11 protein-coding genes and 3 tRNA genes are annotated in these 13,314 nt (G+C 59.7%); 12 read left to right on the top strand and 2 right to left on the bottom strand.

The annotated features are described in order from the left end of the window. Window position 1: 1 nt before the first annotated feature. The 3 genes from BM186_RS24610 to BM186_RS24620 are packed head-to-tail and all read left to right on the top strand — an operon-like array spanning window position 2 to window position 2,881. Window positions 2-802 (top strand): carbohydrate ABC transporter permease, encoded by an 801-nt coding sequence (locus tag BM186_RS24610; RefSeq protein ID WP_017676715.1) that lies wholly within the window; start codon window positions 2-4, stop codon window positions 800-802. 12 nt (window positions 803-814) lie between these two features. Then, window positions 815-1,087, top strand: coding sequence for a DUF2160 domain-containing protein (locus BM186_RS24615; RefSeq protein WP_003239937.1), 273 nt, complete (start codon window positions 815-817; stop codon window positions 1,085-1,087). A 51-nt stretch (window positions 1,088-1,138) separates the two neighbouring features. Continuing rightward, on the top strand, window positions 1,139-2,881 hold the full coding sequence (locus tag BM186_RS24620; protein ID WP_074919018.1) for an ABC transporter substrate-binding protein: 1,743 nt from the start codon (window positions 1,139-1,141) through the stop codon (window positions 2,879-2,881). A gap of 60 nt (window positions 2,882-2,941) precedes the next feature. Here the strand turns inward: BM186_RS24620 and folD are convergent, their stop codons facing one another. Continuing rightward, window positions 2,942-3,796: a bifunctional methylenetetrahydrofolate dehydrogenase/methenyltetrahydrofolate cyclohydrolase FolD gene (gene folD, locus BM186_RS24625; protein ID WP_074919020.1), complete on the bottom strand. Its 855-nt coding sequence runs from the start codon at window positions 3,794-3,796 to the stop codon at window positions 2,942-2,944. Between the two features lie 269 nt (window positions 3,797-4,065). On the opposite strand from folD, the gene BM186_RS24630 reads away from it, so the two are divergent. The 9 genes from BM186_RS24630 (at window position 4,066) to BM186_RS24670 (ending at window position 12,956) form a co-directional block, all read left to right on the top strand. Next, a tRNA-Arg gene (locus BM186_RS24630) sits at window positions 4,066-4,142 on the top strand. 38 nt (window positions 4,143-4,180) lie between these two features. Then, window positions 4,181-4,256, top strand: a tRNA-His gene (locus tag BM186_RS24635). Between the two features lie 56 nt (window positions 4,257-4,312). Next, window positions 4,313-4,397, top strand: a tRNA-Leu gene (locus BM186_RS24640). 128 nt (window positions 4,398-4,525) lie between these two features. Continuing rightward, window positions 4,526-5,836, top strand: a complete 1,311-nt coding sequence (gene tig, locus BM186_RS24645) for a trigger factor (protein ID WP_072423828.1) — start codon at window positions 4,526-4,528, stop codon at window positions 5,834-5,836. A 94-nt stretch (window positions 5,837-5,930) separates the two neighbouring features. Then, a complete protein-coding gene (gene clpP / locus BM186_RS24650) occupies window positions 5,931-6,572 on the top strand; it encodes an ATP-dependent Clp endopeptidase proteolytic subunit ClpP (protein WP_024308001.1) in 642 nt (213 codons plus the stop codon). 107 nt (window positions 6,573-6,679) lie between these two features. After that, window positions 6,680-7,960, top strand: coding sequence for an ATP-dependent Clp protease ATP-binding subunit ClpX (gene clpX, locus BM186_RS24655; protein WP_037000808.1), 1,281 nt, complete (start codon window positions 6,680-6,682; stop codon window positions 7,958-7,960). 149 nt (window positions 7,961-8,109) lie between these two features. Next, window positions 8,110-10,506, top strand: a complete 2,397-nt coding sequence (gene lon, locus BM186_RS24660; RefSeq protein WP_072423829.1) for an endopeptidase La — start codon at window positions 8,110-8,112, stop codon at window positions 10,504-10,506. A gap of 135 nt (window positions 10,507-10,641) precedes the next feature. Further along, window positions 10,642-10,914: a nucleoid-associated protein HU-beta gene (gene hupB / locus BM186_RS24665; protein WP_003239952.1), complete on the top strand. Its 273-nt coding sequence runs from the start codon at window positions 10,642-10,644 to the stop codon at window positions 10,912-10,914. A gap of 194 nt (window positions 10,915-11,108) precedes the next feature. After that, window positions 11,109-12,956 (top strand): SurA N-terminal domain-containing protein, encoded by a 1,848-nt coding sequence (locus BM186_RS24670; protein ID WP_074919022.1) that lies wholly within the window; start codon window positions 11,109-11,111, stop codon window positions 12,954-12,956. Between the two features lie 127 nt (window positions 12,957-13,083). Here BM186_RS24670 and BM186_RS24675 read toward each other — a convergent pair. Beyond that, a partial coding sequence (locus BM186_RS24675) for a transposase (protein ID WP_139228007.1) occupies window positions 13,084-13,314 on the bottom strand: 231 nt, incomplete at its 5' end.

A 13,314-nucleotide genomic window follows, 5' to 3' on the forward strand; every position in this document is an offset into this window, starting at 1 on the left:
CATGACGCTACGCAAACGCTTGGTACTGCTGATCTATTTCCTGTTCCTGCTGGTGCCGATCTACTGGCTGCTGAACATGTCGTTCAAGAGCAATACGGAGATCCTCGGTGGCCTCAGCCTGTGGCCGCAGAGCTTCACCCTGGACAACTACCGGGTGATCTTCACCGACCGCAGCTGGTACGAGGGCTACCTCAATTCGCTGTACTACGTCAGCCTCAACACCCTGATCTCACTCAGCGTGGCGCTGCCGGCGGCCTATGCCTTCTCGCGCTATCGCTTTCTTGGCGACAAGCACCTGTTCTTCTGGCTGCTGACCAACCGCATGGCGCCACCGGCGGTGTTCCTGCTGCCGTTCTTCCAGCTCTATTCGTCCATCGGTCTGTTCGACACCCATATCGCCGTGGCGTTGGCGCACTGCCTGTTCAACGTGCCGCTGGCGGTGTGGATTCTCGAAGGCTTCATGTCCAGCGTGCCGAAGGAAATCGACGAGACGGCCTATATCGACGGCTACAGTTTCCCCAAGTTCTTCGTGAAGATCTTCATTCCGCTGATCCGCTCCGGCATCGGCGTCACCGCCTTCTTCTGTTTCATGTTCTCCTGGGTCGAGCTGCTGCTGGCGCGCACCCTGACCTCGGTGGACGCCAAGCCCATCGCGGCGGTGATGACCCGTACCGTGTCCGCCTCGGGCATCGACTGGGGTGTGCTGGCTGCTGCCGGGGTACTGACCATCCTTCCGGGGATGCTGGTGATCTGGTTCGTTCGCAACCATGTGGCCAAGGGCTTCGCCCTCGGTCGCGTGTAAGGGAGGTTCGTCATGAGCTGGATGGCCTGGACTCTACCAACCGCGCTGTTCTTCGGCGGCATCGCCGTACTGCTGGCCGGCATGACGCTGGTCGAGCTGCGCTGGCCGTGCGTCGAGCGCAAGGGTTTTCTGCCGATCACCACCACCCGGGGTGATCGGTTGTTCATCGGTCTGCTCGGCAGCGCCTACCTGCACCTGCTGGTGATAGGCGTGACCGACTGGAGCGTGTGGATAGCGTCGCTGCTATCGCTGTTGTGGTTGTGCGCAGTCATGCGCTGGGGCTGAGCCGGGCTGCCGCCGGTATGCCTCTCCCCAAATCCTGAGATGGAGGTCTCTATGTTCGACAATAACAACAAGACCCGACATAGCATGGCGTTGGCCGCCTTGCTGGCGTTGTCCGGTTTGAGCGGTGCGGCCTGGGCGGATGCCTATGAAGAGGCCGCGAAGAAATGGATCGCCGAGGAGTTCAACCCCTCGACCCTGACGCCCGAGCAGCAGCTCGAAGAGCTGAAATGGTTCATCAAGGCTGCCGAGCCGTTCCGCGGTATGAACATCAGCGTGGTGTCGGAAACCATCACCACCCACGAGTACGAGTCCAAGGTGCTGGCCAAGGCCTTCAGCGAGATCACCGGGATCAAGCTCAAGCATGACCTGCTGCAGGAAGGCGACGTGGTCGAGAAGCTGCAGACGCAGATGCAGTCGGACAAGAACATCTACGACGGTTGGGTCAACGACTCCGACCTGATCGGCACCCACGCGCGCTACGGCAAGGCAGTGGCGATCAGCGACATGATCGAAGGCGAGGGCAAGGACTTCACTTCGCCGACCCTGGATCTCGAAGACTTCATCGGCACTTCCTTTACCACCGGGCCGGACGGCAAGCTGTATCAATTGCCCGATCAGCAATTCGCCAACCTCTACTGGTTCCGCGCCGACTGGTTCGAGCGCCCGGAGCTCAAGGCCAAGTTCAAGGAGATCTACGGCTACGAGCTGGGCGTGCCGGTCAACTGGTCGGCCTACGAGGACATCGCCGAGTTCTTCTCGGTGCACGTCAAGGAAATCGACGGTCAGCGCGTCTACGGCCACATGGACTACGGCAAGAAGGACCCGTCGCTGGGCTGGCGTTTCACCGATGCCTGGTTCTCCATGGCCGGCGGCGGCGACAAGGGCCTACCCAACGGTTTGCCGGTGGACGAGTGGGGCATTCGCGTCGATGGCTGCCGTCCGGTAGGCTCCAGCGTTGCCCGTGGCGGCGATACCAATGGTCCGGCGGCCGTGTTCGCCACGCAGAAGTACGTTGACTGGATGCGTCAGTACGCGCCGCCGGAAGCTCAGGGCATGACCTTCTCCGAGGCCGGGCCGGTGCCGGCGCAGGGCGCCATCGCCCAGCAGATATTCTGGTACACCGCTTTTACCGCCGACATGACCAAACCTGGCCTGCCGGTGGTCAACGAAGACGGTACGCCGAAGTGGCGCATGGCGCCTTCGCCGAAAGGACCGTACTGGGAGGAGGGCATGAAGCTCGGCTATCAGGACGCCGGTTCCTGGACCTTCCTCAAGTCCACGCCGGAGAAGCAGCGTCTGGCCGCCTGGCTCTACGCCCAGTTCGTCACATCCAAGACCGTGTCGCTGAAGAAGACCTTGGTCGGCCTGACGCCGATTCGTGAGTCGGACATCAACTCGCAGGCCATGACCGACGCCGCGCCCAAGCTCGGTGGCCTGGTGGAGTTCTACCGCAGCCCGGCGCGCGTGCAGTGGACGCCGACCGGCACCAACGTACCGGACTATCCGCGTCTGGCTCAGCTGTGGTGGCAGTTCATCGCCGAAGCTGCCAGCGGTGACAAGACCCCGCAGCAGGCGCTCGATGGCCTGGCCGCGGCGCAGGACACCATGCTCGGTCGCCTGGAGCGTTCCGGCGTGCTGGGTGAATGCGGGCCGAAGCTGAACGAGCCGCGTGATCCGCAGTACTGGTTCGACCAGCCCGGTGCACCGAAGCCCAAGCTGGCCAACGAAAAACCCAAAGGCGAAACCATCGCCTATGACGAGTTGCTCAAGTCCTGGGAGCAGTCGCGCAACTGATCTAGGTGGCAGAAACGACAACGGCACCCTCGGGTGCCGTTGTTCGTTATGCAGCGCTGCTTATTTATGCAGATGCTCGGCCGCGTGCAGGGTGTTCTCCAAGAGACCTGCGCGGGTCATTGGGCCAACGCCGCCTGGAACCGGGGTGATCCAGCCAGCGCGGGGCAGGGCGGTCTCGTACACCACGTCGCCGACCAGCTTGCCATCTTCCTGGCGGTTGATGCCGACATCGATGACGATGGCGCCTGGCTTGATCCACTCACCCTTGACCAGCCCAGGCTTGCCGGCAGCGACCACGACGATATCGGCCTGGCCGACGTGGCCAGCCAGATCCTTGGTGAAGCGGTGTGTGACGGTCACGGTGCAACCGGCCAGCAACAACTCCATGGCCATTGGTCGGCCGACGATATTGGACGCCCCAACTACCACTGCATGCAGGCCGTAGAGATCGACGCCGGTGCTTTCCAGCAGGGTCATGATGCCCTTGGGGGTGCAGGGGCGCAGCAGCGGCATGCGCTGGGCCAGGCGGCCGATGTTGTAGGGATGGAAGCCGTCCACATCTTTATCTGGGCGAATGCGTTCGAGCAGCAGGGACGAGTCGAGATTCTCCGGCAGCGGCAGCTGTACCAGGATGCCGTCGATGGCCGGGTCTTCGTTGAGCTCGTCGATCAGGGCGAGCAGATCGGCCTGGCTGGTCTCTGCCGGCAGATCATAGGCGCGGGAAACAAAGCCGACTTCTTCGCAATCCTTGCGTTTATGTGACACATAGACCTGGGAGGCGGGATCGGTGCCGACCAGGATCACGGCCAGGCCTGGCGCACGAAGGCCTTGCTGGCGGCGTTCGGCGACACGTTGGGCAATCTGCTGGCGGAGGCTGGCGGCGATCGCCTTGCCGTCGATCAGTTGTGCGGTCATTGCGCTGGTTAACCATTAATAAGGATGAAAAAAGGACGCGCATTCTCGCATGGGCGCTCACTTGGGCAAAGGCGCCTGCCGTCGTTTTCGCGTAACTCCTTTAAATCGCTGAATTTTTTTGAAAATTTCTGTTGACGAGGTTGGGAGCCGTCTATAACATTCGCCCCGCTTCTCAGGAACAGCCACTCGCTGGGTGAGGCGGCAAGAGCCAAGCCCTGGTGGTGAGGTTGGAGCCAAAAGCTTGTAAGTCTGCGCTAGCGGATGGATAAGTGCCCGTAGCTCAGCTGGATAGAGCATCCGCCTTCTAAGCGGATGGTCGCAGGTTCGAGTCCTGCCGGGTGCGCCATTTGGCGGTCAGGCAAGTTGAGTAAGCAATGCAATATGGTGGGCGTAGCTCAGTTGGTAGAGCACAGGATTGTGGCTCCTGGTGTCGTGGGTTCGATTCCCATCGTCCACCCCATATTCCAAAACGCCAGGCCAAAAGCCTGGCGTTTTTGTTTTAAGCTGCAAAGCCACGCGGACGTGGTGGAATTGGTAGACACACCAGATTTAGGTTCTGGCGCCGCAAGGTGTGAGAGTTCGAGTCTCTCCGTCCGCACCATCTTTATATAGCCCCTCCCGACTGCCGCCTGCTTCTAGGGTGACTTCTGCACATTGACCCTCTAGAATGCTTGGCCTTGATTCGGGGCCGGTTCGAGCCGGCTTATGTCTGTGCAACGAGGAATATCCATGCAAGTTTCTGTTGAAAGCACTTCTGCTCTTGAGCGCCGCATGACTGTCGGCGTACCCGTCGAGCGCATCGAGACCGAAGTCAACAAGCGTCTGCAACAGACTGCCCGTCGTGCCAAGGTTCCTGGCTTCCGTCCTGGCAAGGTGCCGATGAGCGTGATTCGTCAGCGCTATGAAGATGCCGCTCGTCAGGAAGCCCTGGGCGACCTGATCCAGGCTACCTTCTATGAAGCTGTGGTCGAGCAGAAGCTGAACCCGGCCGGCGCTCCGGCCGTAGAGCCGAAGTCCTTCGAGAAGGGCAAGGATCTGGAATACGTCGCTACTTTCGAAGTGTTCCCCGAATTCCAGGTTTCCGGTTTCGAGTCGATCGCCATCGAGCGCCTCGAAGCTGATGTGGCTGACAGCGACGTCGACAACATGCTCGACATCCTGCGCAAGCAGAACACCCGTTTCGAAACTGTTGAGCGCGCTGCCGAGAATGGCGACCAGCTGAACATCGATTTCGTCGGCAAGATCGACGGCGAAGCATTCGCTGGCGGCAGCGCCAAGGGCACCCAGCTGGTGCTGGGCTCCGGCCGCATGATCCCGGGCTTCGAAGACGCCCTGGTTGGTGTCAAGGCTGGTGAAGAGCGCGTGATCAACCCGACCTTCCCCGAGGACTACCAGAACCTCGACCTGGCCGGCAAAACCGCTGAGTTCACTGTTACCGTCAACAGCGTTTCCGCCCCGCAACTGCCTGAGCTGAACGACGAGTTCTTCGCCCTGTTCGGTATCAAGGATGGCGGTCTGGAAGGCTTCCGCGCCGAAGTTCGCAAGAACATGGAGCGTGAACTGCGTCAGGCCATCAAGTCCAAGGTCAAGAACCAGGTAATGGACGGCCTGCTGGCTGCCAATCCGGTCGAAGTGCCGAAGGCGCTGATCGGCAATGAAGTGAATCGTCTGCGCGTGCAGGCCGTTCAGCAGTTCGGTGGCAACATCAAGCCTGACCAACTGCCTGCCGAACTGTTCGAAGAGCAAGCCAAGCGCCGTGTGGTGCTGGGCCTGATCGTCGCCGAAGTGGTCAAGCAGTTCGAACTGAAGCCTGACGAAGCCCGCGTGCGCGAGCTGATCGAGGAAATGGCTTCGGCTTATCAGGAGCCCGAGCAGGTCGTTGCCTGGTACTACAAGAACGACCAGCAAATGAACGAAGTGCGTTCGGTTGTACTGGAAGAGCAAGTTGTAGATACTGTTCTACAGAAGGCCAACGTGACCGATAAAGCGGTTTCCTACGAAGACGCAGTCAAGCCGGCGGAAGCTCCTAAAGCCGACTGATCTGGTAACCTCGTTCGAGTACACCACCATAAGCCAGCCTCCGTGCTGGCTTATGCGTATTTGAGACATGACTATTAGGGAGTGAGCGCAAGACATGTCCCGCAATCCTTTTATGCAAAACATGCCTGAAATCCAGGCCGCTGGCGGCCTGGTGCCGATGGTCATCGAGCAGTCCGCTCGTGGCGAGCGTGCCTACGACATCTATTCGCGTCTGCTCAAGGAGCGCGTGATCTTTCTGGTTGGCCAGGTCGAGGACTACATGGCCAACCTGATCTGCGCCCAGCTGCTGTTTCTGGAAGCAGAGAATCCGGACAAGGACATTCACCTGTACATCAACTCGCCGGGTGGCTCGGTGACTGCCGGCATGGCGATCTACGACACCATGCAGTTCATCAAGGCGGATGTGTCCACCACCTGTATCGGTCAGGCCTGCAGCATGGGGGCCTTCCTGCTGGCTGGCGGCGCCAAAGGCAAGCGTTTCTGCCTGCCGAACTCGCGTGTGATGATTCACCAGCCGCTGGGCGGCTTCCAGGGCCAGGCCTCGGATATCGAGATCCACGCCAAGGAAATCCTCTTCATTCGTGAGCGTCTGAACGAGCTGCTGGCCCAGCATACCGGCCAGAGCCTGGAAACCATCGAGCGCGATACCAATCGCGACAACTTCATGAGCGCTTCGCGCGCTGTGGAATACGGTCTCGTCGATGCCGTCCATGAAAAGCGTCAAATGCCGGTCTAGATGAGGCGCCGGCTGTGGGCATCCTTCACTGGCGCGACTTGCGCCCTTGAAAATGCCCGCATTTGCCTTCATCTTGTGTTTCAAGCCTACCGTATTGGATTGATCGAATGACTGATACCCGTAACGGTGAGGACAACGGCAAACTGCTTTATTGCTCCTTCTGCGGCAAAAGCCAGCATGAAGTGCGCAAGTTGATCGCCGGTCCTTCCGTCTTCATCTGCGACGAATGCGTCGACCTGTGCAATGACATCATCCGCGAGGAGGTGCAGGAAGCACAGGCCGAGAGCAGCGCGCACAAACTCCCGGCACCCAAGGAAATCAGCGGCATCCTCGATCAGTACGTGATCGGTCAGGAGCGCGCCAAGAAAGTGCTGTCGGTAGCGGTATACAACCACTACAAGCGTCTCAATCAGCGTGACAAGAAAGACGATGTCGAGCTGGGCAAGAGCAACATTCTGCTGATCGGTCCGACCGGTTCGGGCAAGACGCTGCTGGCCGAAACGCTTGCACGCCTGCTCAACGTGCCGTTCACCATCGCTGACGCCACCACCCTGACCGAAGCCGGTTATGTCGGTGAGGATGTCGAGAACATCATTCAGAAGCTGCTGCAGAAGTGCGATTACGATGTCGAGAAGGCCCAGATGGGTATCGTCTACATCGACGAAATCGACAAGATCTCGCGCAAGTCCGATAACCCGTCGATCACTCGTGACGTGTCGGGCGAGGGCGTGCAGCAGGCGCTGCTCAAGCTGATCGAGGGCACTGTGGCCTCGGTTCCGCCGCAGGGCGGGCGCAAGCATCCGCAGCAGGAGTTCCTGCAGGTCGATACGCGCAACATCCTGTTCATCTGTGGTGGTGCATTCGCCGGCCTGGAGAAAGTCATCCAGGCGCGCTCTACCAAGGGCGGCATCGGTTTCGGTGCGGAAGTGCGCAGCAAGCAGGAAGGCAAGAAGATCGGCGAGTCTCTGCGAGAGGTCGAGCCGGACGATCTGGTCAAATTTGGTCTTATCCCTGAGTTCGTCGGTCGTCTGCCGGTGATCGCGACGCTGGAGGAGCTGGACGAGGCTGCTCTGGTGCAGATTCTCACCGAGCCGAAGAACGCACTGACCAAGCAGTACGCCAAGCTGTTCGAGATGGAAGGGGTGGACCTGGAATTCCGTTCCGATGCGCTGAAATCCGTGGCGCAGAAGGCGCTGGAGCGCAAGACTGGTGCGCGTGGCCTGCGTTCGATTCTCGAGGGCATTCTGCTCGACACCATGTACGAGATCCCGTCCCAGCAGGACGTGAGCAAGGTGGTGATCGACGAGAGCGTCATCGAGGGTTCGTCCAAGCCGCTGCTGATCTACGAGAACAGCGAGCCGCCGGCGAAGGCCGCGCCAGACGCCTGACGGCTGTCATACGTTGCAAAGAAGGGGCCCCTCGGGCCCCTTCGCTTTTGTGGACATTGCGCTTGTTTTTTACGGGAGCTACCCCCATCTTAAAAGCCAAGGGTAATCCCGCCTGTTTACGGCCTTAAGGCCGCCGCTGAGCCGAAATCATGAAGACAACCATCGAATTGCCTCTCCTGCCATTGCGCGATGTAGTGGTCTATCCGCACATGGTCATCCCGCTTTTCGTCGGGCGTGAGAAATCCATCGAGGCCCTCGAGGCGGCGATGACGGGTGACAAGCAGATCCTGCTGGTAGCCCAGAAGAACCCGGCCGTCGATGATCCGGATGATCAGGATCTGTATCGCGTTGGCACCGTCGCCACCGTCCTGCAATTGCTCAAGCTGCCCGACGGTACCGTCAAGGTGCTGGTCGAGGGTGAGCAGCGCGGCTCGATCGAGCGTTTCATCGATCTCGAAGATCATTGCCGTGCCGAGGTGCAACTGATCGAGGAGGGCGAAACTGCCGAGCGCGAATCGGAAGTCTTCACCCGCAGCCTGCTCAGTCAGTTCGAGCAGTACGTGCAGCTGGGCAAGAAGGTTCCGGCCGAAGTCCTGTCTTCGCTCAACAGCATCGATGAGCCCAGCCGTCTGGTCGACACCATGGCCGCGCACATGGCGCTGAAGATCGAGCAGAAGCAGGAAATCCTCGAAATTACCTCGCTGTCCGCTCGCGTCGAGCACGTGCTGGCCCTGCTGGATGCCGAGATCGACCTGCTACAGGTTGAGAAACGTATTCGCGGTCGCGTGAAGAAACAGATGGAGCGCAGTCAGCGCGAGTACTACCTGAATGAGCAGATGAAGGCCATTCAGAAAGAGCTTGGCGATATCGATGAAGGCCATAGCGAGCTCGACGAATTGCGTAAGCGCATCGATAACGCGGGGCTGACCAAGGAAGCCTTGACCAAGGCCAATGCCGAACTGAACAAGCTCAAGCAGATGTCGCCGATGTCCGCTGAAGCCACTGTGGTGCGCTCCTACATCGATTGGCTGGTCAATGTGCCGTGGAAGGCCGAAAGCAAGGTGCGACTGGATCTGGCGCGTGCCGAGAGCATTCTCGATGCCGATCACTACGGTCTGGAGGAGGTCAAGGAGCGCATTCTTGAATATCTCGCCGTGCAGAAGCGGGTGAAGAAGCTCAAGGGGCCGGTGCTGTGCCTGGTCGGCCCGCCCGGTGTGGGCAAGACCTCGCTGGCCGAGTCCATCGCCACCGCGACCAACCGCAAATTCGTGCGCATGGCCCTCGGGGGCGTGCGTGACGAGGCCGAGATTCGCGGGCACCGCCGTACCTACATCGGCTCGATGCCGGGTCGCCTGATTCAGAAGATGACCAAGGTCGGCGTGCGCAACCCGTTGTTCCTGCTCGACGAGATCGACAAGATGGGCCAGGACATGCGCGGCGATCCTGCCTCGGCATTGCTCGAAGTCCTCGACCCAGAGCAGAACCATAATTTCAACGATCACTATCTGGAGGTCGATTATGACCTGTCGGATGTGATGTTCCTTTGCACCGCCAACTCGATGAACATCCCCGGCCCGCTGCTGGATCGGATGGAGGTCATTCGTCTGCCGGGTTACACCGAGGACGAGAAGGTCAACATCGCTATCAAATACCTGGCGCCCAAGCAAATTCAGGCCAACGGCCTGAAGAAGGGCGAGCTGGAGTTCGACGAGTCGGCGATTCGCGACATCATTCGTTACTACACGCGTGAAGCTGGTGTGCGCAGTCTGGAGCGACAAATCGCCAAGGTCTGCCGCAAGGTGGTCAAGGAGCATGTACGCGAGAAGCGCTTCCAGGTCACCGTCAGCGCCGACTCCCTGGAGCACTTCCTGGGTGTGCGCAAGCATCGCTATGGCCTCGCCGAGCAGCAGGATCAGATCGGTCAGGTGACCGGTTTGGCTTGGACTCAGGTCGGCGGTGAGCTGCTCACCATCGAGACGGCGGTGGTCCCTGGCAAGGGTAATCTGATCAAGACCGGTTCGCTGGGTGATGTCATGGCAGAGTCGATGACGGCGGCCATGACGGTGGTTCGCAGTCGCGCGAAAAGCCTGGGGATCCCGGCTGATTTCAACGAGAAGCGCGACGTTCACATCCATATGCCCGAAGGTGCCACGCCCAAGGATGGACCGAGCGCGGGCATCGGTTTGTGCACGGCACTGGTATCGGCCCTGACGCAGATTCCGGTGCGGGCGGACGTGGCCATGACCGGGGAAATCACCCTGCGCGGTCAGGTGCTGGCCATCGGTGGTCTCAAGGAAAAACTTCTGGCGGCTCATCGGGGTGGGATCAAGACCGTGATCATTCCCGAAGAAAATGTGCGTGATCTGAAGGAAATTCCGGAAAATATTAAGCAAGACCTGCAGATTAAACCGGTTAAATGGATTGACGAGGTCCTGCAAATTGCGCTGCAATACGCCCCGGAGCCCTTGCCCGATGCGGCTCCGGAGATGGTTGCAACGGATGACAAGCGCGAGTCTGATTCCAAGGAGCGAATCAGCACGCATTAGCCGGGGGGCTTCCTTGACACAATTTTTGAGCCCTTGTTATAAAGCGGCTTTTATTGTGTCGGCAGGCCATCCAGCACCCGCTTTGCTTACACTAAAAATCAAGAAACAAACTCAACAGAAATAAGGGGACTTAGAGTGAACAAGTCGGAACTGATCGATGCCATCGCTGCATCTGCTGATATCCCGAAAGCTGTTGCTGGCCGCGCGCTGGATGCAGTGATTGAATCCGTCACTGGCGCTCTGAAGGCTGGTGACTCCGTTGTGCTGGTAGGCTTCGGTACCTTCGCTGTCAAAGAGCGTGCTGCTCGCACTGGTCGCAACCCGCAGACCGGCAAGCCGATCAGCATCGCTGCTGCCAAGATCCCAGGCTTCAAAGCTGGCAAGGCTCTGAAAGACGCCGTCAACTAAGCGTCTTCTGGGTTTGCCTCGCCGTCAGGCTCTGTCTGGCGGTTGTTAGGGGGCAGCGCAGGTAGTCCTAGACTCTTCTGCTCTGACCGCTTAACGCGTTACGAGAAGGCGCATCCAAGGATGCGCCTTTCTTCTATCTGGACATTACCCACACTGCGCGGCTGGTGACTCTGTACAGTCGTTCTGGGGGAAGCATGCTGCAAAACATCAGGGACAATTCACGCGGTTGGATTGCCAAAATCATCATCGGCCTCATTGTGATGCTGATGGCGTTTACCGGTTTCGAAGCCATCGTCACGGGGACCAGCAATCGCAACAATGCGGCTGACGTGAACGGTGACACCATTACCCTCAACGAGCTCAATCAGGCCGTTGAGATGCAGCGTCGTCAGCTGCTGCAGCAACTGGGTCGCGATTTTGATGCCTCGCTGCTCGATGACAACCTGCTGCGTGAGGCTTCGCTCAAGGGTTTGATCGAGCGCAAGCTGCTGCTTCAGGCAGCCAGTGATGCTCATTTCGCCTTCTCGCAGGGATCGCTGGACCAGGTGATTCTGCAAACTCCCGAATTTCAGGTAGATGGCCGCTTCGATGCCGCGCGCTTCGATCAGGTCATTCGCCAGATGGGCTACACCCGCCTGCAGTTCCGCCAGATGCTGGAAGAGGAAATGCTGATTGGGCAGTTGCGTGCCGGTCTCGGCGCCAGCAGCTTCGTCACCGAGCAGGAGGCGCGTGCCTTCGCCAATCTCGAGCGCCAGACCCGTGACTTCGCCAGTCTCACCATCAAGGCCGATAGCGCTGCGATCGAGTTGAGCGACAGCGACGTCAATGCTTATTACGACGAGCACGCTGGCGAGTTCATGAGCCCTGAGCAGGTCGTGCTGGAGTACGTCGAGCTGCATAAGGACAGCTTCTTCGATCAGGTCGAAGTCAGCGATGAAGATCTGCAGCCGCTGTACGAGAGCGAGATCGCCAACCTGGCAGAGCAGCGTCAGGCTGCGCACATCCTTATCGAGGGCGATGACCAGGCCGCGCGTACCAAGATCGAAGAGATCAAGGCGCGTGTGGACGCTGGCGAAGATTTCGCTGCCCTGGCCAAGGAGTTCTCGCAGGACCCAGGTTCGGCTGCCGATGGCGGTGATCTGGGTTACGCCGGCCCTGGCGTTTACGATCCGGCCTTCGAGGAGGCGCTCTATGCGCTGCAGCAGGGCCAGGTTTCCGAGCCCGTGCAGAGCGAGTTCGGCTGGCACCTGATCAAGCTGCTGGGTGTTCAGGCTCCAGAAGTGCCAAGCTTCGACAGCCTGAAGGACAAGCTGGCGCGTGACTTCAAAGCGCAACAGGTCGAGCAGCGCTTCGTCGAGGCGACCAAACAGCTGGAAGATGCCGCGTTCGAGGCATCGGATCTGGCCCAGCCTGCCCAGGAGCTGGGTCTCGAGGTCAAGACCAGCGAAGCCTTCGGTCGTGAGGGTGGTGCAACTGGCATCACTGCCAACCGTCAGGTGCTGCAGGCTGCCTTCAGCCCTGAAGTCCTGGAAGACGGCACCAACAGCTCTACCATCGAGCTGGACCCGAGCACCGTGGTTGTCGTACGCGTCAAGGAACACAAAAAGCCCGAGCAGCTGCCCCTGGAACAGGTCGCTGAAAGCATTCGTGCCCATCTGCAGCAGGAGCGTGCCAGTGCCGCGGCCAAGGCCGAAGGTGAGAAGCAACTGGCTGCTGCCCAGGCCGGTGAGCAGTCTGCTGCTGATTGGCAGGTTCAAGAGGCGGCCACCCGTAGCCAGGACGGCATCGAGCCCAAAGTGCTGCAGGCGCTGTTCCGCATGCCCAAGCCAGACAAGGCGGGCGAGCCCACCTTCGCCGGCGTGACGCTGAACAATGGCGACTACGTAGTGCTGCGTCTCGATGGCGTGAATGTGCCGGAAGAGGCGCTGGCTGACGAAGAGCTCGCCATGTACCGTAACTTCCTGGCGTCGCGTGCCGGCCAGCAGGACTTCGCCGCGCTGCGCAAGCAGCTGGAAGCCAAGGCTGATATCGAGCGTTTCTGATCGCGTCCGTTACGAGAAAGCCCCGCCTAGTCAGAGCGTGTGAAAACGCACTGACGCCAGAAAAATCCAACGCCCCGACTGGTTCGGGGCGTTGGTGTTTTTGAAGCATGGAAATGGAAAGCGGGATTTACCCCAACAGCTCGATCAACCGACGGGCACCCATCACATTGATGGCACGCTTCAGGTTGTAGGCGTTGACCGCCAGGGCCATTTCCGTCCGAGCGCCCTGCAGTTGTCGGAGCAGGAAGCGACCATTACCCAAAATCCATTGCTTCAGGTTGCCGAAGGGATGTTCGACGATGGAGCGGCGCCTGACCATCATCTCTGGATGCACCTGCATCCGCTGATGCATGCGTTC

This window comes from Ectopseudomonas toyotomiensis, assembly GCF_900115695.1.
GTDB lineage: Bacteria > Pseudomonadota > Gammaproteobacteria > Pseudomonadales > Pseudomonadaceae > Aquipseudomonas > Aquipseudomonas toyotomiensis.